Here is a 24,171-nt window from a genome sequence, read left to right as displayed (position 1 = left end):
GTGAAATGGATGTCAGGGAAACAGTCTGCAAAGCCCCGCTTCGGCGGGGTTTTCTTTTGCCTGAAGAAAAGTTTCAGGCAAGCGGATCGAGAGGCGGCTTCATTTCGCGATCGATTACCTCTTCAAGCAATGTCCGCAGCAGTGCCAGCGAGGCCTGCTGGCGCTGTACATCGCGGCACACCAGGCCAACTTTCAACGGCACCCGTGGTTCGCTCAGCGGTTTCCACAGCAGATCGGCATCGTCGTATTCCTTTTGCGAACGTCCCGGCAGCACCGTCGCCAGACGGGTATGCGGCAGGCTGTCGAGAATCCCCAACATAGTGTTCAGCTCGGCCTGCACCTGCGGGCGTCGACCGAGGCTGGTCAGTTGTGCCTGCCAGATCTGCCGGATCTGGAACTCTTCGCCGAGCAGCAACATGGGCAGCTCAGCAGCCTGGCGCATCGAGACCTTCTTGAACTCGCGCAAGGGATGGTCTGCCGGGATCACCAGCGTCAGTTCATCTTCGTACAGCAACACGCCGTGCAGACCGGGTTGGCGCGGTGGCAGATAGCTGATGCCGATGTCCAGCGAACCATTGAGCAGACGCCGTTCGATTTCCAGCCCCGTAAGTTCATAGATCTGCACCACAAGATGCGGCTGCGCCTTGCGCACACGCTCGAGCATTTGCGGCACGAGGCTGGTGTGCACCGTTTGCAACACACCGATCGCCAGGGTGCGCAATGCCTGACCCTTGAAATTACCCAACGCCTCGCGCGCCCGCTGCAAGCCATCGAGCAACGGCAGCGCGTGGTTGTACAGCGTGTGCGCAGCGAGGGTCGGCAGCAGGCGTTTACTGCTGCGCTCGAACAGGGTGACGTCGAGATTCTGCTCCAGCTGACGAATCTGCTGCGACAGTGCCGGTTGCGAGATCGAGAGGCGTTCCGCCGCGCGTCCGACATGGCCTTCTTCGTAGACCGCGACGAAATAACGCAGTTGTTTGAAATCCATAAGTAGCGCTTATCGAAATGGCTGAAAAATCGAAATGGCCTGAAGCCGTTTGCGCGCCTAGTCTAACCGCATTCACAAGGCTTGCAGGGCCAGAAAGCGTGACGAATTCCATTTGCTTCGTTCGTGTTTACATAGGCAGTTCAAAAAACCTCCAGCGAGGTTTTTCCGCATGAATCTGTTCAGTTTGCGGCGCCAGACGCCGAGTCTGGATGACCTCTGCTTCGAGGCGGGGCCATCTGCTATGACCGACCATCTCAATGCCCAACGCCTGATGCCCAGTGTCGAGCGGCCGCATCAAGTGTTCGTTCGCGGCCAGGGTTCATGGCTGTGGGACAGCAACGATCGCGCCTACCTCGACTTTTCCCAGGCCGGCGGCGCCAACAGCCTTGGCCACAGCCCCACGGCGCTGGTCAAAGCCATCGCCAATCAGGCTCAGGCGCTGATCAATCCAGGCTGCAATCTGCGTAATCGCGGCATGTTCAGCCTCGCCGAACGTCTGTGCGCCAGCACGTCCAGCGATCAGGCATACCTGCTCAACAGTGGCAGCGAGGCTTGTGAGGCGGCGATCAAACTGGCGCGCAAATGGGGGCAACTGCATCGCGGTGGCGCTTCGCGGATCATCGTGGCGCAGCAGGGTTGCCATGGCCGCAGTCTGGCGACGGTCGATCAAGTGCCATTCAACGACCTGCCGGCGCTGCATGCGGCGGTTGATGCGCAGACCGTGGCAATCATGCTAGAGCCGATCCAGAGCGATGCCGGGGTTATTCCCGCGACCGAGCACTACCTCAAAGGCGTCGAGCGACTGTGTCGTGACCTAGGCATTCTGCTGATTCTCGACGAAGTGCAGACCGGCATCGGCCGTTGCGGCAGCTTGCTTGCCGAACAGTCCTACGGCATTCGCGCCGATATCGTCGTGCTCGGCAAAGGCCTTGGCGGCGGCTTGCCGCTGGCGGCCTTGCTGGCGCGAGGCAAGGCCTGCTGCTTCGCCACTGGCGAGCTGAGCGGCACCCATCACGGCAACGCCTTGATCACGGCGGCCGGTCTGGTAGTGCTCGACAGCATCCATGACCGCAGCTTCTTTCAGCAGGTCAACGACAACGGCCAGCACCTGAGCGAAGGCCTGGCGCGACTGGCGCACCGCTACGGTCACGGCGAGTTGCGCGGCCAAGGCCTGTTTTACGGGTTGACGCTGTCCGACGAATGCGCCGACGCCGTCGTTCACGCCGCACTTCACGAAGGCCTGATATTGAACGCCGCGCAGCCTGACTGCCTGCGCTTCACCCCGGCCCTCACTGTCGGCAAAGCCAACATCGACGAAATGCTGCTGCGCCTGGGCCGCGCCTTCTCGCGAGTGCGCACCGCCCAGTTGCAATGCCGCAAGGGCATTGCCGTCTGAGCTGAGCAGCTCCAACCGATTACCCGAACCGTCTCGCGGTATAACGCACGCCCCACGCCTGATTCTTTTGGCGTAGGGCGTTTTTTTGTGGCCGGGTTTTACAGACGGGATTTAGAGCTTGAGGGATCGTACCGCGGATGGTCTTTTAGAGAATGCCAGCAAGGGATGCGGCCACGGCCTGATCAGTATCACCGAAAAAGCCGTTTTGCGATCTGTACCACTGGGTGGTATGTTTTTGGAAGGGATACCTATGCCATTGAGGTTGTTCAAGACCAAACGCTTCGCCCTCCAGGCCAGCAGGGCGTGGATCACAGATGAAGAGTTGCAGGAGGCGTTTCACCAGATGCTTCAGGGACAGGCGGACGATCTTGGCGGAGGCGTGTGGAAGAAGCGCTTGAAGGCGAACCGCCACCGTTCGATTGTTTTGGCAAAAGGTGGACATTACTGGATCTACCAAGTGCTTTTCGCCAAGCAGGATCAAATCAATATCACGCCAACGGAATTGAAGGATTTACGTAAATTGGCAAAGGTTTATGCGCAACTGACCGAAGAGCAGATCAGCGACTTGTTGGCGATGAAGGAGTTTGTGGAGATATGTCATGAGTAAGAAATTCAAAAGTGAAGTCTTTGAATCGATACACGAATCAGCCGGGGCGTTGCTTGCTGTCGGAGCAATCAACAAAGCAACGATGCGAGAATTCAATGACTCCTGTCTGGCATCGGTTCCCTTAGCGATCCCGGCTGAGGAGATCAAGGCGCTACGCGAGCGTAACAAGGTCAGCCAGCCGGTGTTTGCACGCTATCTCAACACCAGTGCATCCACGGTCAAGCAATGGGAATCGGGTGACAAACATCCCAGCGGTATGGCGCTCAAACTACTGAGCATCGTACAAAAACATGGGTTGAAAATTCTCGCTTGAGCCTGACGCAGCTATTGCACTGAACCCTGACGAACGGCGCAGGTCGATTAGCTTGTATGGCTCAAGTGAGCCAACCCCCATTCAGGAGCTGCCCCATGGATTTCATTCGTATCATCATCGCTATTCTGTTGCCGCCACTGGGCGTGTTTCTGCAGGTCGGGTTTGGCGGGGCGTTCTGGCTGAACATTCTGCTGACGTTGTGCGGCTACATTCCGGGGATCGTGCATGCGGTGTATATCATCGCCAAGCGTTGAGTCCGGTAGCGTCTATTAGATAGCTTTCGCGAGCAGGCTCGCTCCCACAGGGGATTTGTGAATGACGCAGATCCAATGTGGGAGCGAGCCTGCTCGCGAATGGGACGACACGGTTTTCAGTCAACCAGCCCCATCACCCGCCGATAAAACGTCCACTCCCGCTCCAGCGCATGCGCCTGGTTAGCCGCGCGACGAAAGCCGTGGCGTTCGTCAGGGTAGTAATGCGCTTCGACAGGGATGCCGTTGTGCTCCAGCGCCGCGACCATGTCGCGGGTCTGTTGCGGCACGACCACCGCGTCCAGTTCACCCTGGAAGAAAATCACCGGCACGCGAATGTTGTCTGCGTGCAGCAATGGCGTGCGTGAGGCATAGCGTTCGGCATCTCGCTCGGGATCGCCGATCAGCCAGTCCAGATAATCGCCCTCGAACTTGTGCGTGGCCCGTGCAAGCGCGACCGGATCGCTGACGCCGTAGAGGCTGGCGCCTGCGCGGAAAACCTGCCTGAACGCCAGTGCGCACAATGTGGTGTAACCACCTGCACTGCCACCGCGAATGAACGCGCGGTCACCATCGATCAAACCTTGGTCAGCGAGATAACTCACCACCGCGCAGGCATCCTCGACATCCACCTCGCCCCAGCGCAAATGCAGCGCTTGACGATATTCGCGACCATAGCCACTGCTGCCGCGATAGTTGAGGTCGGCGACGGCAAAGCCGCGCTGCGTCCAGTACTGGATACGCGGATCGAGGATCGGATAGCACGCCGAGGTCGGGCCGCCGTGGATGAACACCACCAGCGGCGGTTTCGCTTCACCGCTCATGGCCGGGTAAAAGAAACCGTGCGCCTCGCCGGAGCCGCTCGGATAACGCAAGGTCTGCGGACGGCTGATGCGTTCGGCAGGCAATGGAGCCACGCCGCCAGCGAGGATTTTCACGGCATGCGAGACACGATCAATGGCGATCACTGCCGACGGGCTGGTCGGCGATGCAGCGATGCAATAGATGAATTGTTGATCCATCGCCAAGTGGCGGAAGCGGCTGTAGCCACCGCTGAAATCTTCAACTCCAAGGGCCAGGCGACCGAAACCATCCTCGCTCCAGCTGGCTAAGAATTGATCACCGACAGGCAGCCAAGTGCAGCCGCCCAGTTGCCAGGGCGCGGGCGCGTGATCGGCCTCTGCACTCGGTAGCGCGTGCAAGCCATCGGACGTTTCGACCCACGGCTGCCAGTAGCCGCCACGATCTGTCAGGCAGTAGAGCCGGCCGTCGGCGTCGAAACGCGGCTGCTGGATCGACTCCTCGATCTGCTCGCCGGCAATACAACGAGGCGCAGAAAAATCACCGTCCGCGACCATCAACCGCGTCGAGGTCCACGGCTGATGCGGTCGGCTCCACTCGATCCATGCCAACTGCTGGCCGTCGGGGCTCAGCGTTGGCGATGCATAGAAATCCGCACCCTCGGCCAGCACCTGTCGCGTGCCGGCCGCCAGATCAATCGCCACCAGGCGATGTCGATCCTGCTGCTCTTCGACCGCCAACACCCGGCCAGCGGCGAATTGCAGATCGCCGTAGCGGCAGTCAGTCGATGTCAGCGCGACCGGCTCGCCATCCAGCGCCTGCCGATACATCTGCTGATCCGCTTCATTGACGAAAACCACCCCGTCAGGCGTCAGACAAAACGCACCACCGCCATATTCGTACACGCGGCTACGCACGCTGAAGCCGTCCGGCGTCAGACGTTTCGCTGCGCCATCGCGCCAATGCCAGATTCGGCACGCGGCATCCTCGGGGCGGTATTCATTCCAGAACACGCCATGGGCGCCGAGCTGCAGTTCGGCGAAGTCGGTTCCGGCGGCGACGGCCTGGGCGGCGCTGAAAGGCTCAGCCCTTGGCGATGAGGCGTGAGTTTCGTTCATTGCGAAAGGCCAATTGTTCGATGGTTTGAGTGGCGGTCTCGGCTTCTTCGCGGGCCTTGAGGATCACGCCGTGATGTTCGGACTTGCTGCACACCGGGTCGGCATTACTGGCGTCGCCGGTGAGCATGAACGCTTGGCAGCGGCAGCCGCCGAAGTCTTTTTCTTTCTCATCGCAAGAGCGGCACGGCTCGGGCATCCAGTCGTAACCGCGAAAACGGTTGAAGCCGAACGAGTCGTACCAGATGTGCTGCATGCTGTGATCGCGCACGTTGGGAAACTGCACAGGCATCTGGCGGGCACCATGGCAGGGCAGGGCGGTGCCGTCCGGGGTGACGGTCAGGAAGATGCTGCCCCAGCCGTTCATGCAGGCTTTCGGGCGTTCTTCGTAGTAATCCGGGGTGACGAAAATCAGCTTGCAGGGATGCCCTTCGGCTTCCAGCCTGGCGCGGTATTCGTTGGTGATGCGTTCGGCGCGCACCAGTTGTTCCTTGGTCGGCAACAGACCGACACGGTTGAGCTGCGCCCAGCCGTAGAACTGGCAAGTGGCGAGTTCGACGAAGTCAGCCTCCAGCGCAATGCACAGTTCGATAATGCGGTCGATCTTGTCGATGTTGTGCCGATGGGTGACGAAGTTCAGCACCATCGGATAGCCGTGGGCCTTCACCGCACGAGCCATTTCCAGCTTTTGCGCAAAGGCCTTTTTCGAGCCCGCCAGCAGGTTGTTCACTTGCTCGTCGCTGGCCTGAAAACTGATCTGGATGTGATCGAGCCCGGCCTTTTTGAAGTCGCTGATTTTCTGCTCGGTCAGGCCAATGCCGGAGGTGATCAGGTTGGTGTAGAAACCCAACTGCCGCGCTTCACGGATAAGTTCGGCCAAGTCCTGGCGCACCAACGGTTCGCCGCCGGAAAAGCCCAATTGCGCCGCGCCCATCTCCCGCGCTTCGCGGAACACCTTGATCCATTGTTCGGTGGTCAGCTCTTTGCCCTGCTCGGCGAAATCCAGCGGGTTGGAGCAGTACGGGCATTGCAGCGGGCAGCGGTAGGTCAGCTCGGCGAGCAGCCACAGCGGCAGGCCGACTTGCGGTTTGGCCGGCAGATCAGCCAAGGGTGAGCCAGTGTTGCTCACGGGCAACCTCCATGAATTGCTCGACGTCGTCACCGAGCTCGGGCACGCCGGGGAACTGCTTGTCGAGTTCGGCAATGATTGCCGCGACATCGCGTTCGCCATCAATCAGGCTGCCAATCAGCGCGGCCGTTTCGTTGAGCTTGATCATGCCTTCCGGGTACAGCAACACATGGCCCTTTTGCGCCGGTTCGTACTGAAAGCGATAGCCCGGGCGCCAGCTCGGCACTTTGCTGCGGTCGAAACTCATAAGATGATTCCTTTATGCCAGACCCGTTGTTCGGTCACGCTGTGATACGGCGGACGGTTCAGTTCGTAGGCCATGCTCATGGCATCGAGCATGCTCCAAAGAATGTCCAGTTTGAACTGGAGAATTTCCAGCATGCGCTCCTGTCCTTCGCGAGTCTTGTAGTGCTCAAGCGTGATCGCCAGCCCATGCTCGACATCACGCCGCGCCTGACCGAGACGGGTGCGGAAGTATTCGTAGCCGGCCGGGTCGATCCACGGGTAATGCTGCGGCCAGCTGTTGAGGCGCGACTGGTGGATCTGCGGCGCGAACAGTTCGGTCAGCGAGCTGCTGGCGGCTTCCTGCCAACTGGCGCGACGGGCGAAGTTGACGTAGGCATCGACGGCGAAACGCACGCCGGGCAGCACCAGCTCCTGAGAACGCAATTGGTCCGGGTCGAGGCCAACAGCCTGGCCCAGACGCAGCCAGGCTTCGATGCCGCCATCTTCACCGGGTGCGCCGTCGTGGTCGAGCAGGCGCTGAATCCACTCGCGGCGGATTTCCCGATCCGGGCAATTGGCAAGGATCGCCGCGTCTTTCAGGGGAATGTTCACCTGATAGTAGAAGCGGTTGGCGACCCAGCCCTGAATCTGCTCGCGGGTCGCGCGGCCTTCGTACATCGCCACGTGGTACGGGTGGTAGATGTGGTAATAGGCGCCTTTGGCGCGCAGGGCCGCTTCGAATTCGGTGGGGGACAGCGGGGTGTCGGTCATCTCTGTTCTCCGGGAACAACCCTGGAAATCTTGGTGTCTGTGCTGGCCTCTTCGCGAGCAGGCTCGCTCCCACAGTTGATCGCATTCCAATGTGGGAGCGAGCCTGCTCGCGATAGACCGCGCAGCGGTCTCGATTGCTTAAAGCACGATACTCATGCCATCAAACGCCACTTCAACATTACGCCGCACCAGCTCCGCACGCTCCGGGGAATCCTCGTCGAGGATCGGGTTGGTGTTGTTGATGTGGATAAGTACCTTGCGCTGCTCGGGCAACTGCTCCAGCACTTCCAGCATGCCGCCGGGGCCGTTTTGCGCCAGATGGCCCATCTCGCGACCGGTGCGGGTGCCGACGCCACGGCGCTGCATTTCATCGTCATCCCACAGCGTGCCGTCGACCAGCAGGCAATCGCTGCCCGCCATGATTTCCAGCAGCGGCGCATCGACCTTGCCCAGCCCTGGCGCGTAGAACAGCTTGCCGCCGGTGTTGAGGTCTTCAACGATCAAACCGATGTTGTCGCCCGGATGCGGATCGAAACGGTGCGGCGAATACGGCGGCGCGGCGCTGCGCAACGGTAACGGTGTGAAACGCAGGTTCGGGCAGGCCGCTACGGTGAAGCTCTGGTCGAGCTCGATAAGGTTCCAGTCCAGCCCGCCATTCCAGTGGGTGAGCATTTTGAACAAGGGAAAACCGGTGCTCAGGTCTTCGTGAACCATGTCCGTGCACCAGACCTGATGCGGGCAGCCTTCGCGCAGGCTGAGCAGGCCGGTGGTGTGGTCGATCTGGCTGTCCATCAGGATGATCGCGCTGATGCCGGTGTCGCGCAGGGCGCGGCCCGGTTGCATCGGGGCGAAGCTTTGCAGTTGCGCGCGGATGTCCGGCGAGGCATTGCACAACACCCAGTTCACGCCGTCATCGGAAATGGCGATGGACGATTGGGTGCGGGCCTTGGCGTTCAGGCTGCCGTCGCGAAAGCCTGCGCAGTTGACGCAGTTGCAGTTCCACTGCGGAAAACCGCCACCGGCGGCCGAACCCAGAATCTGGACGAACATGAACGCTCCATCATTTCAACGCGGAAAATAAAACGCCTCGGCGAGCCGAGGCGTTGCACTGCGAATCTGCGTAAGCAGAACTCAGCGGCTGGCGAAGTACATGGTGACTTCGAAGCCGATACGCAGGTCGGTGTAAGCAGGTTTGGTCCAGGCCATGAGATGTCTCCTTCTGAGGGTTGGGATAGCGCTATCCATAGTTATAGTCCACGGCAGCGCGGTGATGTTCCAATTAGTTAGGCGGCTATGTTACTCAAAATTTCAACGCCGTGACCCGTGAATCTTTGAGAAAGCTCCTTGCAGCCTCAGTAATGATCACTTTGTCGCTTGCCACGGCGCGTCCGGCATCGATTCATTGGCCAGGCAGTGCCAGCCGCCCTCGGCATTGATCAGACGTTGCGCAGCATCGAGCAAGGCCTGGCGATTCAGCTGCTGGATCGCCGCGACCAACTGCTCACGGTAATCCGACGAATGGCCGGCAAGTTTGCCTTGCCACAGCAGCTCGGCAGCATCGCTGCTGGACAGTGTGGCATCGTCGAACTGATCGGCGAGGCTTTGGCGCTGTTGCTTGAGGCTTGCGTCATCGAGCGTTTCGATCAACGCGGGAATGCCATTGAAAAACTCATGCATGTATTCGAGCAACTTGCCCGCCGCAGTCGTCGGCGATTGCACGCCAAAGACAATCGCAGTCCTGCCATGCAACTGACGCAGCGCGCTGAACACGGCGTACCCCAATTGCAATTCGACACGCAGGCGCTGGTAAAAAGGCGTCTGGCACACCTGAGCCAGAAGGCGCCATGCAGCTTCATCAGCGATGTCGCGGCTGGCAGTCGGGCAGACCAGCAGCAAGGCGTGTTCGCTGGAGGCCGTGTTGATCTGGCTCCAGTGGTACTGGGCTTGGGTGATCGGTGTCACCGGTAGCTGATTGTCCGGTGTGCCGGGAATGCGGCTCAGCGCCAGGCCCATGGCTGATTGGGTCTGTTGATTTAGCCCTAGAGCGAGGCCGTCCCAGCGCGAAGTTGTCCACAGCTGATGGGCGTCATCGCTGGTTTCAATCATGGGCAGGCATTTTTCCGGCAACGCTTCGAGCAGTTGGCGGATCGGCATCGAGGGTATCTGTAGCTCATCGCGCGGCGAAACGGCTTCGATCATCGTCAGACATTTCAGCGCATGCTCGAGGACGCTGGGCATCGGTTCCTGTAATCCGGTCATTTTCAGCAGGCATTGGTTACCTGTGGCGCTGAAAGACAAGTCCACTCCGGCTTCGGACGCATCCTGTCGGGTCTGGCGCAGACTGCGCTGCAATCTTGCGCGCAGATCGGCGCTGGCTGCCGCCTCGACCTGCCAGCGCAGATAGATCGCGCCTTCATCGCTGTTGTCCGGCAGCGCCTGACTGAAATGCATCGGCGAACGTTCGCGACGGCTGCGCGAGCGATCCTGGGCGAAGGTGCGCAGGCCACGGTGGGCGCTGCTCTGGCCGCGAATCAGACCGGCGTTTGCCAGTGGCTCGCTGGCTCGCAGAAAAGGATTGGCGGCGGGCAGGTGCCAATGATCGCTGAAGTTATCCACAACGCCGATTTCCCGCAGGATGCGCTCAAGCGCGGCGGCAGCTGATTCGGACAGGCCGAATGCATGCTGCTCGATGTCGGTTCGCGCCAGTTGCAATGCGCCGCTGACTTGCTGCTGGCGCTGAAGCAGGGCGGCGTATTCCTCGCGCAACGGCGTCCAGTCCTGACGGGCGAAGAAGCTCAGCCAATCCAGCAGCTGTTCGTGAATGGCGTTCAACTGCTCGCCGTCGGCATGGAATTGAAGATGCAGCAGCGCTTGCCCGGCAAACTGGTAGAGCAGCGTAGCTTTCAAACCATCGGCCAGTTTTTGCTGGCGCAAATGTGCAAGCAATCCACCGGCTTTGGCGCTGTTCAACCAATGGCAGAGAAAGGCCATCGCCTCGGCGGATGCCTCGGGCAAAGCCTCGAAAGCAAGTAACAGGTTCGTGTGAGCGCCGACCTGTTGATAACTTTTCACTGCCAACGGTGGGGGTGCGGCTTGGACAACTTTATCCCCAACCGGCAAAACCGCTGCGAATTGCTGCGCCAGCTCCCGCAATTCATCAACACTCTGCGGACCGACCAGGCTGAGGTTCATTTGCCCGGTTCGATAAAACCGCTGATGGAAATCTTTCAATGCCAACTGAAACCCAGGCGATTCGACCTGCAAACTGTCCCGATTGCCCGCATGAAAACCGCGCAACGGATGCTCCGCTGATAAACCTTCATACAAGGCAAACTGCTGTTGCGCTGTCGGATCCTGCGACCAGGCGACGAATTCGGCCTGCAGGACTTCCCGTTCACGCAGTTGATCGTCCAGATTCATACGTGGCCGGGCGAGCATGTCTGACAGACGCTCGAGCCCCGCGCTGAAGGCCGACACAGGCAACTCGAAGAAAAAATCCGTAGTGCGCTCGCGGGTGCTGGCATTCACCTGCCCGCCGTGAAGTTGCACGTAGGCCATCAGCCCTTCGTCTGTGGGAAAGCGCTCGGTACCGAGAAACAACAAGTGCTCAAGAAAATGCGCCAACCCCGGCCATGCCAACGGCACGTCGTGACTGCCGGCCGCCACGCGCAACGCGGCAGCGCTGCGCTTGAGACCGGGCACGTGGCGCAGGGTCACGCGCAGGCCGTTGGCCAGGGTTTCAGAGTGGGGGCGGGGATGAGTCGGCGCAGGCATGGGCACTTCCAGAACAGTGAAGTGCCCATGCTAGCGGATTAGCGGCGGTTGAGCGCGCCGTAAAGCTCTGGACGGCGATCGCTGAGGTAGCGGTTTGCTGCGCGTGAATCGTTCATCAGTTGTCGATCCAGTTCACCGACGATCAACGCTTCGTCCAGACCTGCCAGCGCGATTTGGCTACCGTCCGGCGCGGCGATGCTGCTTTGCCCGCAGTACTGAATCTCGCCTTCATGCCCGCAGTAATTGGCGTAAGCCACGTAGCACTGGTTTTCGAAAGCGCGGGCGCGCACGGTGACATCGGCGACGAAATCGAACGGAATCATGTTCGCCGTCGGCACCACAATCAGCTCAGCGCCGGCCAAGGCCAGGCGACGCGCATTTTCCGGAAACTCCAGGTCATAGCAGATCAGGAAGCCGAGCTTCCAGCCGTTCAGTTCAACCACCGGCAACTCCGCTTCGCCGGGGCTGAACATCGTCCGGTCGAGGTCGCCGAACAGATGCGACTTGCGGTAATTGCACAGGCGCTCGCCGTGGGCGTCGATCAGTTGCACGGCGTTGTAGATTTGCCCGTCGGCGGTGCGCTCCGGATAACCGTAAGCGATCGCCAGACCCGCAGCCTTGGCAATCCGGGCGATCTGCTGCGCCCATTCACCGTTGTAGACCTCGGCCAGCGTGCTCACCGCTTCGGCGCCGATGTTGTAGCCGGTCATGAACATCTCCGGTAGCACCAGCAGGTCGGCGCCCTTGGCCTCCATCGCTACCTGATGCAGGCGCTGCAGGTTGGCGGCGGGGTCCAGTGGCAGCGGTGGACATTGGTAAACGGCTACGCGCATCGGGGAATCCTCTTACTCGGGCAGGGCGATAGGGCCGATGTCTTTGAACACATCACCCGGGCCAGGGTTCTCTTTATGTGTCGAGCCGCCGAAATGTTTCATGATGCCCCACACCGCGTTGAGCGAAGTCTGCACCGCGCCTTCGACCCACGCCGGTGTCCACGACACGTCGTCGCCAGCGATGAAAATCCCGCGCTGTTCGGCCGGCATATCGTCCTGCATGAAGTGCGCGTACATGCGCTGGTTGTAGCGGTAATGGCCGGGCAGGGCGCCCTTGAAGGCACCGAGGAAGTACGGATCGGCTTCCCACGATACGGTGATCGGATCGCCGATGATCCGCGCGGCGATGTCGACTTTCGGGTAGATCTTTTTGAGCGCGTTCAATGCCAGTTCAACGCGTTTTTCTACCGGATGCGGGAGCATTTTCAACGCGTCGCTCATCCACGAATACGACAGGCAGATCACCCCCGGCTTGTCGTCGCCGTTGTCGAACAGATAAGTGCCACGGGTCAGGCGATCGGTGAGGGTCATGCTCATCACATCGCGACCGGTTTCCGGGTCCTTGTCCTTCCAGAACGGCCGATCGACCATCACGAAGGTCTTCGACGACTGCATGTAGCGTGTGCGGTCGAGGGCCATCCACATCTTCTGCGAGAACAGGGTTTCGTCGCATTCGATCTGAGTGGTCAGCAGCCAGCTCTGGCAGGTTGTCAGGACGGCGGCGTATTCGCGGGTGTCACCGTTGTTGTCGGTTACGGCGAAACGGCCTTGCGGTGCGTGAGCGATTTTCTTCACACCGGAACGCGGTGCGCCACGGTGCAGTGATTTCAGGCTGGTGCCCGCCGGCCAGTGCACGCAGCGCTCCGGCACATGGCGCCAGATGCCCTGCGGCACCTGCTCGACGCCACCGACCACCAGGTGCTGGTGATCGTCGCAATTGGTCATTACCACGCGGAAGATTTCCAGCATCGAATTGGGAAAGTCTGAATCCCAGCCGCCGGTGCCGAAACCGACCTGACCGAACACTTCGCGGTGCTGGAACGACAATTTGGCGAAGGCTTTCGAGGTGGCGACGAAGTCGTAAAAGGTCCGGTCGTCCCACAGCGGCACCAGCTTGTTCCACAGCTCTTTCAGGCGCGGCACATCGCGATCACGGATGGCTTGCTGGATGTCGGAGAACTGCGAACCGGCTTCCAGCGCATCTGCCCAGGCGTCAGCCACTTCCTGAAACAATGCAGGAAGATCCTTGAGGCTTTCGGCGTAATAGGTTTCGCCTTCCAGATCGATCACGGTGCTACCAGAAGCGCCGGTCAACGGGTTGGGAAAAGGCTTGGTTTCCAGGCCGAGCTTGTCGACGTAGTGATAGAACGCGGTGGAGGACACCGGAAAACGCATGCCACCGAGCTCGGCGACGATGGCATCGGTACCGTTGAATGCCTGCGAGCGCAGACGACCACCGAGTTTCGACGCCTCGTACACCACCGGCTTCAAACCGAGTTTCATCAGTTCATACGCAGCCACCAGACCGGCAATACCCGCGCCGACAATCGCCACCTCAGCGCCATGGTGCTGCTCGGGAATGCTGCCCAGGCCGGCGGGATGCTCGATCCAGTCGTCAAACGCGAACGGAAAGTCCGGACCGAAAATGGTGACTGGTTTTTTTCCGTCTGCAGGATGGCGATTGTTCTTGTTCATGGCTGACCTTGTTGGCGACCCGACGCAGGATTCGCGTCTGAGTATAGGAAAAGATGCCAGCCATTCTAGGGAGCGTGGAGCGCGTTAATAAGACGCAATGTGTCGTCGTTTTGCCTGATTGTTGTGCAGACTGACGATTGCGGGCTGCATACCGACCAAAAAAGTGGGAGCGAGCCTGCTTGCGAAGCGGCTCAGCCAGAATGCCCGGCCAATGCTCAGACCGGCTGCCCGCGATCAATCTTGCTGCTCAGAATGATCGAAGTCGTGGTTTTCTCCACCCCATCGACGCTGCCAATCTGATCCAGCAATTGATCCAGCTGCTCCGGCGAATCGGTGCGCAACCACGCCACATAATCAAACTCGCCACTCACCGCACACAGCTGTTGCACCTGCGCCATCGCACTCAAACGTCGCAGCACGTCCTTGCCGGAACGCGGCTGCACCTTGATCCCGACGTAGGCCTGCAAGCCACCATCGACCACACGCTGACCCAAGCGCACGCCATAACCGGTGATTACCTTGGCCTTTTCCAGGCGGGCCAGACGCGACGTCACCGTCGTGCGAGCAATGCCTAGCTGACGGGCGAGCATGGCCACGCTTTCGCGGGCGTTGATTTGCAGCGCGGCGATTAGCTGGCGGTCGATTTCGTCGAGGATGGGTTGGCGGGTGTCTGGCAAGGTGGGCTCCGATGGCGTGGGCGATGAGATTGCCGATGGTACAGGGTCAAGCGCATTGGGGCATATTTGGAACCCATCGCTCGATGGGAGGGATAACGGCTTTGACGGTTGCTCTTGTCAGGTTCAAGGGCTATGATCGGCACGTCAGCACAGACCGGAACTTTGCAAGCAAAGGGTGTTGATTTCGGTGGCGCAAGCCACTCCTAGCCAGTGAGCGGGATAAGCGGGAAACCGTAAAAGGACAGGCCGATATTTCAGATTTACAGAAAGCCCCGTTGCGCAAGCATCGGGGCTTTTTGCTTTCTCTCACACGGATTTCCCCGCGTTACGCATTTCCAGAATGTAGCGGACGTTATGTGGTTTTCCTTTCGGCAGCTTCGAGCGTCCCCATTCAGCGACCTCGTAGGCGGAAATAATCCGGAGTTTGAGAAAGTTCGTTGTATTTTGCGGCTTGCTGATCGAAAAAAAGACCGCGTAATCATGCAAATCAAGGCAGTAATAGCGCTGACTGTTTTCGACGTAGAAGGGCACAGCCAAGCCTTTAAAAAAGCGTTTTTGCAGGTAGTCCGTGATCTGGCTGCTGTAGTAGTGGCGGTCTGCACAAAAATACCGGACTTCTCCTCTGTGTCTTAGTGGCAGGCCGTGACCTTTGTCATCGGTAAAACAGTGGAACCCGAATTCAAACCTGACGACAAGCTGCTGCTCCGCCACTTCAAATGTCTGTTCAAAAGGCTGTAGATGCGCCATGCAATATCTGCGTCCGCCAATAATCAGGTCTTTCCATTCCATTGTTACTGTCGCCGGACGTATTGATTTCTAGGGATTTCCAAGCCCGGTCGCTGATAAGCAGCGACGTCTCGAGAGTATCCCTGCGAAGACATCATCAACAGATGTCTAACCGCTCAAAACCGCAGCTTAGGATCTTTCCTACAGCTCTGGTTAGGTCTTCCGAACATTGCGCCCGTCGAGACGAAACCCAACCACTCGCCCACAAAAAAGCCGCGCATTCAGCGCGGCTTTTCAATTTGGTGGGCCCACACGGACTCGAACCGTGGACCAAAGGATTATGAGTCCTCTGCTCTAACCAACTGAGCTATAGGCCCTCAGTAGGCCGCGGATTATAGCGACGGTTTCGCGGCTGTGCTATCCGAAAAATCCGATACGGTTACATGCAGAAACGTCGCGGCGAATTCGTCCGGGGGCAGCGGCAGGCTGACGATGTAGCCTTGGATCTGTTCACAACCTTCTGCGGCGAGGAATTGTTGTTGCGCCTGGGTTTCCACGCCTTCGGCAATCACGGTGAATTGCATGCTGCGACCGAGTGCGATGATGGCGCGTACGATCGCTGCGTCGTGGGGGTCGTCAGGCAGTCCGCGGACGAAGGATTGATCAATCTTGAGGATGTCCAGCGGCAGGCGTTTGAGGTAGCTGAGCGAGGAGTAGCCGGTGCCGAAGTCGTCGATCGCCAGTTGCACACCGAGGTGTTTGAGTTGGTGCAGCACCGCCAGCGCCTCTTCTGCCTGACTCATGATGAAATTCTCGGTAATTTCCAGTTGCAGTAAATCCGGCCTGAGGCGGTTGTCCTTGAGCAGTTGTTCGATGCGCACCAACAGGTTGGGCTGACGCAGTTGCGCGCCGGCGAGGTTCACCGACAGCGGCCCCAGCGGTTGGTAGATCTCGTTCCACTCGAACATTTGCCTGCAAGCGGTTTCCAGCACCCAATCGCCGATCTGCAGGATCATTCCGTTCTCTTCCGCCAACGGAATGAAATGCTCGGGCGGCACGTCGCCGAAGGTCGGGTGGCGCCAGCGAATCAGCGCCTCTGCACCGACCAGACTGTGATCGACCAGGCTGATTTTCGGTTGGTAATAGAGAAACAGCTCATCACGCTCGATGGCACGGCGCAGTTCGTGCTCCAGCGCTATGCGCTCGCTGGCCTGGGCGGTGAGGTCGCGGGTGTAGCTTTCGACGCGGTTGCGTCCTTTGGCTTTGGAGCGGTACATCGCCGCGTCGGCGTTTTTCACCAGGGTGGCCACATCGCAACCGTCGCGCGGATAGAGGCTGGTGCCAATGCTGGCGCTGATAAAGAACTCGTGTTCGCCGGCCTGAAACGGCGCGCCGAAGCAGTTGAGCAGTTTCGTCGCGATGTTGTCGGCGTCGCTGGCTTGCTGCAAGCCCGGCAACAGGATGATGAACTCGTCGCCGCCCAACCGTGCGACTGTGTCGATATCGCGCAGTTGCTCCTTCAAGCGCACGGCGATGCCCTTGAGCAACAGGTCGCCGACCGGGTGGCCGAGGCTGTCGTTGATGTGCTTGAAGCGGTCGAGATCGAGAAACAGCACCGCGCCCTGGCCGCCATTTTCCTGTTGGCTGGTCAGGGCCATCTGCAGGCGGCTTTCGAACAGGGTGCGATTGGGCAGGCCGGTGAGCGGATCGTGGTGAGCCTGATAATCGAGCTTGGCCTGGGCATGCTTGAGGCTGGAAATATCGGCAAACACCGCAACGAAGTGAGTGATGAATTTGTCGCGATTGCGCACGGCGCTGATGGTCAGCCAGCTCGGGTACAGCTCGCCGTTCTTGCGCCGGTTGGAAATCTCGCCTTGCCAGTGTCCCTCGTCGGTCAATTGATGCCACATCGCTGCGTAGAAAGCGCTGTCATGCAGCCCTGACGCCAGCAAGCGTGGCGTGTGGCCCAGTGCTTCGCTTTCGCTGTAGCCGGTAATTTCGGTGAAGGCACGGTTGACCGCGCTGATGTGTTGTTGGGTATCGGTGATCAGCACGCCTTCTGCCGTGCTCTCGAAAACGGTCGCGGCCTGCTGCAGTTTTTCCTGCATGAGATGGCGTTCAGTGATGTCGCGGGCGATGGTCAGCATGCAATCCTCGTCGCCGATCGGCAGCGGGCGACTGGACACTTCGCACAGGCGAATCTGCCCGTCGCTGCGACGGATGTGGCATGTGAAGTCGCGGACGAAACCGTCGCGTTGCAGCAGGTCAAGCATCTGTTTGCGTTCGTTGAGGTTGACCCAGATGCCCAGATCCAGCGTCGAACGATCCACCGACATGGCGCTGTTGAAACCGGTGATGCGGCTGAAGCCTTCATTGACCTCCAATAGCAGGCCGTCGCTCTGGCGTGACAGCAGCAGGCCGTCCGGCGACGCATGGAAAGCCTTGGCGAATTTTTCTTCAGAAGTTTGCAGTTGCTGTTGGGTTTCCTTGAGCTGGCTGATGTCGCGCACCACGACCACCAGCGCCGGCGTGGTGTCGAGGTCGAAAGGCTCGGCGGAAATCAGCCCGGTGAAGACTTGGCCGTTGTTGCGGCGAAAGGGCATTTCCAGATTACGGATGCTGCCGGCCTGCAAACGCTGCAAGAGGCCCGGCCCGACGCCGGGAATGCCCCAGATATTGAGGTTGGTGGCGGTCTGGCCGATCACGTCCTCGGCCCTGAGGCCGATCTGCTCCTCGAAGGCCTCGTTGACCTCCAGCAGGCAGCCGTCGGACAGACGCGCAATCACCAGAATGTCCGGGCACTGCTCGAACACCGATGCGAACTTCTGCTCGGACAGCCGCAGCGCCTCTTCGGTGCGTTTGATTTCGCTGATATCGATCATCAACCCGCGCATCACCGGTTCGTGGCCATGCTCGATCAGGCTGACGATATCGCGCACCCACAGGCAGCGGCCGTCAGCGGTTATCACGCGGTAATCGACGATGTGATCGCGGCCCTGGCGTAGCGCTTCCTTGCAATAGTTCTGCGTGCGGGTCAGGTCGGCGGGGTGAATGATGTTGTGCCAGAAGCCCGGAATCAGCCAATGGGACTGTGGATAGCCGAGCAAGTCTTCAGCATGCGGCGAAACATAGCTGTAGGTGAAGTCGCTCATCCGCGCTTCCCAGGCGATCGCCGACAGGCTCTCGACCAGGCCGCGGTAGTGATATTCGCTGCTGCGCAATTCCTGTTCGAGGTCGATGCGCCGGGTGATTTCCGAGCTCAGGCGGCGGTTGATGCGAATCACCACGGCCAGCACTGTCATCAGCAGCAACAGGCCGGGCAGGCCATACATCAGCAGATCTGACCAGAACGTCCGGTGGTCGAGCACGTTACCGACCCAATGTTCCTGGATGCTGCTGATTTCCGCCGGTGTCATGTCGGCGAGGACTTTGTCGAGAATGCCCACCAACACTTTATTGTCGCGGGGCACGGCCATCGCCAATTGATAGCGATATGGGGTTTCGCCGCTGACGTAGAGGCCGTCGAGCTTGAGCTGGCGCAGGCTCCAGACGCTGGAAGCGAGATCGCCGACCACCGCGTCCACTTCATCGGTCGCCAAAGCTTGCAGCGCCGAACTGACGTTGGGCATGGCGACCAGATTCAGGTCGGGGTGGTGAGTGCGTAGCAGTTCGTGGGGAGCGTAGTTGTCCACCACGGCGATTTTCAGGCCATACAGATCATCGAGTTTGCGCGGCTGGGCGCCGCCGACATGGGCAAGGATGACGATCGGGAAGTCGAGGTACGGTCGGGTGAATGACAGATAGTTCTGGCGTTCCGGTGTAGACATGATCCCCGGCAGCAAATCGATCTTGCCCTTCTTGACCTGCTCCAGCACCACCGTCCAGCTCACTGGTTCGATAGGTGTAAGTTTGATCGCCAGGCGTTGACGGATTACGTCGATATAGTCGGCAGCCAGGCCCTGATAACGGTTCTGATCGTCCCGAAATTCGAAAGGCGGCCACGACGCGTCGACACCCAGGCGCAAGTCAGGGTGAGCCGCCAGCCAGCTGCGTTCTTCATCGGTGAGAGTCAGCGCGTCAGCCGTGGCGGTGCAGATCATCAATGACAGCAGAAAAAGCACGGGCGCCAGTCTGGGCATAACGCTCTCGTCACGGCTTGGGGATGATTGTTTCGAGTGTAGACGGGGTACGCGGCGGGGAGGGCGGAGCGGGGAATTTAATCTGCCATAAAACAAAACCCCCGGCCTGGGCCGGGGGTTCTGGTATCACTCGTCGAGGAAGGAGCGCAGATGCTCGCTTCGCGTCGGGTGGCGCAGCTTGCGCAGCGCCTTGGCTTCGATCTGACGAATCCGCTCACGCGTTACGTCAAACTGTTTGCCCACTTCTTCAAGCGTATGGTCGGTGTTCATGTCGATACCGAAACGCATGCGCAGTACCTTGGCTTCACGGGCAGTGAGGCCGGACAGTACTTCGCGAGTCGCTTCCTTCAGGCTTTCCACCGTGGCGACATCGATTGGCGACTGCATGGTCGAGTCTTCGATGAAGTCGCCCAGATGGGAGTCTTCGTCATCACCGATCGGGGTTTCCATGGAGATCGGCTCTTTGGCGATCTTCAGTACCTTGCGGATCTTGTCCTCAGGCATTTCCATGCGTTCGCCCAGCTCTTCCGGGGTCGGTTCGCGACCCATTTCCTGCAACATCTGCCGGGAAATACGGTTGAGCTTGTTGATCGTCTCGATCATGTGCACCGGAATACGGATGGTGCGGGCCTGGTCGGCGATCGAGCGAGTGATCGCCTGACGGATCCACCAGGTGGCATAAGTCGAGAACTTGTAACCACGACGGTATTCGAACTTGTCCACCGCTTTCATCAGACCGATGTTGCCTTCCTGGATCAGATCGAGGAATTGCAGGCCGCGGTTGGTGTACTTCTTGGCGATCGAGATCACCAGACGCAAGTTGGCTTCAACCATCTCTTTCTTCGCGCGGCGGGCCTTGGCCTCACCGATCGACATGCGACGGTTGATGTCCTTGATTTCAGCAATGGTCAGGCCGGTCTCGGTTTCCAGTGCGATCAGCTTCTGCTGGCAACGGATGATGTCCGGCTGCACGCGACCGATGGCTTCGGCGTACTTGCTCTTGCCTTTGGCCAGGGCGTCGGACCAGCTTTCGTCGACTTCGTTGCCCGGGAACTGACGCAGGAAATCGGCGCGTGGCATACGTGCATCACGTACGCACAGCTGCATGATCGCGCGCTCTTGCTGACGCAGACGATCCAGGGCACTGCGCACACGCTCGACCAGGGCTTCGAATTGCTTCGGCACCAGTTTGATCGGCATGAACAGCTCGGCCAGGGCCAGCAACTCGGCAACCGCTGCCTTGTTGTGACGACCGTGCTTTTTCAGGGCCTTGCGGGTGATTTCCATTTGGTCGGCCACGGCGCCGAAGCGCTGCGCAGCAATGACCGGATCCGGACCGCTTTCGGCTTCTTCTTCGTCATCGGAAGATTCGGCTTCATCGTCGTCGGTGTCGTCGTCAGCCTTGACGGCTTTCGGATCGACCGGCGGCGGCACTTCTGCCGCAGGCGGCGCGATGCCGTCGTCCGGGTCGATATAACCGCTCAGGACGTCGGACAGGCGACCACCTTCGGTGGTGACGCGGGTGTACTCGGAGAGAATGTGGTCAACCGTGCCAGGGAAGTGCGCAATTGCGCTCATCACTTCACGAATGCCTTCTTCGATCCGCTTGGCGATTTCGATTTCGCCTTCACGGGTCAGAAGCTCGACCGTACCCATTTCACGCATGTACATGCGCACCGGGTCAGTGGTGCGACCGATATCGGTCTCCACCGCCGCCAACGCAGCGGCTGCTTCTTCCGCAGCGGCCTCGTCGGTATCGGCGTCGGCCAACATAAGGGCGTCCGCATCCGGAGCACTCTCGTGTACGGGGATCCCCATGTCGTTAATCATGCGGATGATGTCTTCCACCTGCTCCGGATCTGAAATATCCTCGGGCAGGTGGTCGTTGACCTCGGCGTAAGTCAGATACTTCTGCTCACGACCCAGTTTGATCAACTCAATAATACGAGACTGCTGTTGCGCTTTTCCGGACATAACACCCTATCCACTGAAGGTCTTGGCGGGCAAAAAACAAGCCGAGGATTATACCTGAGCTATGACCTCACGCGCCAGTTGAGGTCGGGTTTGATGCGGAAACATTGCGACTTAAAAGGTCGCGCAGTTGATTTTTCTCTTCGACGCTCAGTTCGCTTTGCCGCGCTTTCCTGAGTAACTGTTCGAGATTTCGCTCGCGTTGGCGGGCGGACAAGCTAGTAATGGTGTCGAAAAACTGTTGTTCAAGGTTATCTCCGTCAATCAGCCATTCCTTTTCTGCCAGTGCCTTGAGCAAGCGACCCTGTTCAGTACCGTGCCATCGCGCAATCAACTGAAATGAGTTTAGCTTGGGATTCTTCTGTACGGCTTCGAGCAGCGCCACAAGCAGCTGGGCGTTGGTCTGATTTTCATCGGCAATATGCCCGGCGTCTTCAACGCGCTTGGCCAGTTGCGGATGATGGAGCAATGTTCTCAATGCCGTCAGGGTCGGCGATTCGACGCCAATCGGCGTGCGCGGGCGCTGCTGTTCGCGATCGCCACCACGCTTGCCGTTCTTGTCCCACGGTTTCTTGTCCCACTTCTTGCCGCCGGCGCCGGGTTTCTTCGGCGTCCATTCCTGCTGCGGCGCGTACAAGTCCTGTGCCTGCGGCTGATGGTAGTCGCTGTAGTCCGGCATGGCGTCGTAATCGAAGCCCGGATCGTAGGCGGGCGGTGCTTCCTGCGGCGCACTCTGAACCAGTTGGCTGACGGTCTCGCTGCTGAGGCCGGTGATTTCGGTCAGGCGCTGACGCATCAGGATGCGCAGGTTCGCGCCTGGAACCTTGTCGATCAGCGGTGCGGCGAGGGTGGCCATGTGTGCCTTGCCCTCAAGTGAGCGCGGGTCGGATTCCTCGGTCAGTTGCTGGAAAAAATAATCGGCCAGCGGCTGCGCGTGCTGATTGATGCGCGCCTTGAATGCGTCGGTGCCTTCGGCGCGAACCAGGGTGTCCGGGTCTTCGCCTTCGGGCAAAAACAGAAATCGTGCGCGGCGACCGTCCTGCAGGCACGGCAATGTCGCTTCCAGGGCGCGCCACGCGGCGTTGCGACCGGCCTGGTCGCCGTCGAAGCAGAACAATACGTTCGGCACGACGCGGAACAGGCGCTTGAGGTGTTCTTCGCTGGTCGCGGTACCCAGCGTGGCGACGGCATTGCGCAAGCCTTGCTGGGCGAGGGCGATGACGTCCATGTAACCCTCGACGACGATGATTTCGTCGAGGTTGCGGTTGTTCTTGCGCGCTTCATAGAGGCCGTAGAGCTCCTGGCCTTTATGGAATACCGGGGTTTCCGGTGAGTTCAGGTACTTGGGCTTGTCGTCGCCCAGTACGCGGCCGCCGAAGGCGATGATCCGTCCACGGGTATCGCGAATCGGGAACATCACGCGATCGCGGAAGCGGTCATAGCGTTTGCCGGTTTCGGCGTTCTCGATCAGCAGGCCGGCTTCGATCATGGCCTTCTGTTGCAGCGTGTCGCTGCTCAGGTGCTTGAGCAGGTTGTCCCAGCCCGGCGGTGCAAAGCCTAGGCCGAAATCCCGAGCGATCTCGCCGGTCAGGCCGCGACCCTTGAGGTAATCCACTGCAGCCTTGCGCGACGGATGACTCTTGAGTGCCTGCCGGTAGAAATCGGCGGCGGCAGTGAGCAGCGGGTACAACGGCGAGTCGGTAGGCTGGCGCGGCTTACGCTCGCGGCCGCTTTCTTCGCGGGGGATTTCCATGCCGGCGGCTTTGGCCAGATCTTCGACGGCCTGTGGGAAATCCAGGTTGTCGTGATCCATGAGAAAGCCGAGGGCGTTGCCGCCAGCGCCGCAGCCGAAGCAGTAATAGAACTGCTTGTCGGGGCTGACGCTGAATGACGGGGTTTTCTCTTTGTGGAACGGGCAACAGGCGGTGTAGTTCTTGCCGGCCTTCTTCAATTGCACGCGCGAGCTGACCACGTCGACGATGTCGGTGCGGTTCAGCAGGTCGTCAATGAAGCTCTGGGGTATCAACCCGGCCATGGCGTTCTCGTCGTCTGCGCTGCAATAAATCCGTTGCGACAGGCTGTCGGACGCGGGCCATTGCTGGAAACGCACAAAAAGTGCGGCTCGACCGGTGTCGTCTGCGTGATCGCTGTCGGGAAGTGTATCTGCCGAAAATCCACTGACGTTAGTACCTATCAGTCTTCGACTATGTGAAAGTGTTGCGCTGAATCCGCTGACGGCCGGTTGTCGGCCTCGGATAGCTCAATAAAGCGGGCACGCATGCAGGTGCCTTGGGCTGATCGTCGTAAGAGGAATCAGTGGGTGTGCTCGTCAGTAGCCTTGAAAGGCTCGTCAGAAAAGACGTGCACCGCTGGCAAAAGAGCCAGGCCTGACGCGGTGAAGCAGATTTGTCTCGGTCGCATCGGCGGCGTCGACGGTGAAGCATCAAGCGTTTTACGCAAATGCCATTAGCCCGGCTGAGGGCCGGGCTTAGGCAAGAAGCTTGCTACGAACGTCTGTGGATTAGTACAGACGAACGGCGCGGCGCTGTTCGCGCTGAACTTTCTTGGCGTGACGCTTAACAGCGGCTGCTGCCTTGCGCTTACGCTCAGAAGTTGGCTTCTCGTAAAATTCGCGGCTACGAACTTCAGCCAGTACACCGGCTTTTTCGCAGGAGCGCTTGAAACGACGCAGAGCTACGTCGAAGGGTTCGTTCTCTTTTACTTTGACGGCTGGCATCCAGAGCTACCTTCATTCATTAC

Annotated in this window: 20 protein-coding genes and 1 tRNA gene; 4 read left to right on the top strand and 17 right to left on the bottom strand. The window is 59.5% G+C overall.

What is annotated here, in order from left to right:
• Positions 1–73 precede the first annotated feature (73 nt).
• Complete coding sequence (locus D6877_RS15890; protein WP_130911402.1) at positions 74–988, bottom strand: LysR family transcriptional regulator; 915 nt, start codon at positions 986–988, stop codon at positions 74–76.
• Positions 989–1,157: 169 nt separating this feature from the next.
• On the opposite strand from D6877_RS15890, the gene D6877_RS15885 reads away from it, so the two are divergent.
• The 4 genes from D6877_RS15885 (at position 1,158) to D6877_RS15870 (ending at position 3,558) form a co-directional block, all read left to right on the top strand.
• Positions 1,158–2,384: an aminotransferase class III-fold pyridoxal phosphate-dependent enzyme gene (locus D6877_RS15885; protein WP_130911401.1), complete on the top strand. Its 1,227-nt coding sequence runs from the start codon at positions 1,158–1,160 to the stop codon at positions 2,382–2,384.
• A 250-nt stretch (positions 2,385–2,634) separates the two neighbouring features.
• Complete coding sequence (locus D6877_RS15880) at positions 2,635–2,991, top strand: type II toxin-antitoxin system RelE/ParE family toxin (protein WP_130911416.1); 357 nt, start codon at positions 2,635–2,637, stop codon at positions 2,989–2,991.
• Positions 2,984–3,304, top strand: coding sequence for a DNA-binding transcriptional regulator (locus tag D6877_RS15875; RefSeq protein ID WP_130911400.1), 321 nt, complete (start codon positions 2,984–2,986; stop codon positions 3,302–3,304). The genes D6877_RS15880 and D6877_RS15875 overlap by 8 nt, the downstream gene beginning before the upstream one ends.
• Positions 3,305–3,399: 95 nt before the next feature.
• Positions 3,400–3,558, top strand: coding sequence for a YqaE/Pmp3 family membrane protein (locus D6877_RS15870; protein WP_003228885.1), 159 nt, complete (start codon positions 3,400–3,402; stop codon positions 3,556–3,558).
• A 116-nt stretch (positions 3,559–3,674) separates the two neighbouring features.
• Here D6877_RS15870 and D6877_RS15865 read toward each other — a convergent pair whose 3' ends face one another.
• From D6877_RS15865 to rpsU, 16 genes are all read right to left on the bottom strand, one after another.
• The gene (locus D6877_RS15865; protein WP_130911399.1) at positions 3,675–5,474 is read right to left on the bottom strand and encodes a S9 family peptidase; all 1,800 of its coding nucleotides are present in this window, start codon (positions 5,472–5,474) and stop codon (positions 3,675–3,677) included.
• Complete coding sequence (pqqE, locus tag D6877_RS15860; RefSeq protein WP_122506064.1) at positions 5,440–6,600, bottom strand: pyrroloquinoline quinone biosynthesis protein PqqE; 1,161 nt, start codon at positions 6,598–6,600, stop codon at positions 5,440–5,442. Before pqqE ends, D6877_RS15865 begins: the two co-directional genes overlap by 35 nt.
• A complete protein-coding gene (gene pqqD, locus D6877_RS15855) occupies positions 6,572–6,847 on the bottom strand; it encodes a pyrroloquinoline quinone biosynthesis peptide chaperone PqqD (protein WP_130911398.1) in 276 nt (91 codons plus the stop codon). Before pqqD ends, pqqE begins: the two co-directional genes overlap by 29 nt.
• Positions 6,844–7,596, bottom strand: coding sequence for a pyrroloquinoline-quinone synthase PqqC (gene pqqC, locus D6877_RS15850; protein ID WP_130911397.1), 753 nt, complete (start codon positions 7,594–7,596; stop codon positions 6,844–6,846). Before pqqC ends, pqqD begins: the two co-directional genes overlap by 4 nt.
• A 138-nt stretch (positions 7,597–7,734) precedes the next feature.
• A complete protein-coding gene (pqqB, locus tag D6877_RS15845; protein ID WP_130911396.1) occupies positions 7,735–8,646 on the bottom strand; it encodes a pyrroloquinoline quinone biosynthesis protein PqqB in 912 nt (303 codons plus the stop codon).
• Between the two features lie 81 nt (positions 8,647–8,727).
• Entirely contained in the window at positions 8,728–8,802 is a 75-nt protein-coding gene (pqqA, locus tag D6877_RS15840; RefSeq protein WP_003444522.1) for a pyrroloquinoline quinone precursor peptide PqqA, read from the bottom strand.
• Between the two features lie 156 nt (positions 8,803–8,958).
• Positions 8,959–11,370: a pyrroloquinoline quinone biosynthesis protein PqqF gene (pqqF, locus tag D6877_RS15835; protein WP_130911395.1), complete on the bottom strand. Its 2,412-nt coding sequence runs from the start codon at positions 11,368–11,370 to the stop codon at positions 8,959–8,961.
• Positions 11,371–11,408: 38 nt separating this feature from the next.
• On the bottom strand, positions 11,409–12,203 hold the full coding sequence (locus tag D6877_RS15830; protein ID WP_130911394.1) for a carbon-nitrogen hydrolase family protein: 795 nt from the start codon (positions 12,201–12,203) through the stop codon (positions 11,409–11,411).
• 12 nt (positions 12,204–12,215) lie between these two features.
• Positions 12,216–13,898, bottom strand: a complete 1,683-nt coding sequence (locus tag D6877_RS15825) for an NAD(P)/FAD-dependent oxidoreductase (RefSeq protein ID WP_016772878.1) — start codon at positions 13,896–13,898, stop codon at positions 12,216–12,218.
• 215 nt (positions 13,899–14,113) lie between these two features.
• Complete coding sequence (locus D6877_RS15820; RefSeq protein WP_016772879.1) at positions 14,114–14,575, bottom strand: Lrp/AsnC family transcriptional regulator; 462 nt, start codon at positions 14,573–14,575, stop codon at positions 14,114–14,116.
• 306 nt (positions 14,576–14,881) lie between these two features.
• Positions 14,882–15,322 (bottom strand): hypothetical protein, encoded by a 441-nt coding sequence (locus D6877_RS15815; RefSeq protein WP_073476547.1) that lies wholly within the window; start codon positions 15,320–15,322, stop codon positions 14,882–14,884.
• 279 nt (positions 15,323–15,601) lie between these two features.
• Positions 15,602–15,678, bottom strand: a tRNA-Ile gene (locus D6877_RS15810).
• Positions 15,679–15,693: 15 nt separating this feature from the next.
• Complete coding sequence (locus D6877_RS15805; protein ID WP_130911393.1) at positions 15,694–19,440, bottom strand: bifunctional diguanylate cyclase/phosphodiesterase; 3,747 nt, start codon at positions 19,438–19,440, stop codon at positions 15,694–15,696.
• A 126-nt stretch (positions 19,441–19,566) separates the two neighbouring features.
• Positions 19,567–21,414 (bottom strand): RNA polymerase sigma factor RpoD, encoded by a 1,848-nt coding sequence (gene rpoD, locus D6877_RS15800; protein WP_039757703.1) that lies wholly within the window; start codon positions 21,412–21,414, stop codon positions 19,567–19,569.
• Positions 21,415–21,481: 67 nt separating this feature from the next.
• Entirely contained in the window at positions 21,482–23,446 is a 1,965-nt protein-coding gene (dnaG, locus tag D6877_RS15795) for a DNA primase (protein WP_130911415.1), read from the bottom strand.
• 486 nt (positions 23,447–23,932) lie between these two features.
• On the bottom strand, positions 23,933–24,148 hold the full coding sequence (gene rpsU, locus D6877_RS15790; protein WP_002551877.1) for a 30S ribosomal protein S21: 216 nt from the start codon (positions 24,146–24,148) through the stop codon (positions 23,933–23,935).
• Between the last annotated feature and the right edge of the window lie 23 nt (positions 24,149–24,171).

Source organism: Pseudomonas sp. Sample_9 (assembly GCF_004307535.1).
GTDB classification, from domain to species: domain Bacteria; phylum Pseudomonadota; class Gammaproteobacteria; order Pseudomonadales; family Pseudomonadaceae; genus Aquipseudomonas; species Aquipseudomonas mercuritolerans.
Note: the sequence above shows the minus strand (reverse complement) of the source record. Positions and strands in the feature narration are given on the sequence as shown.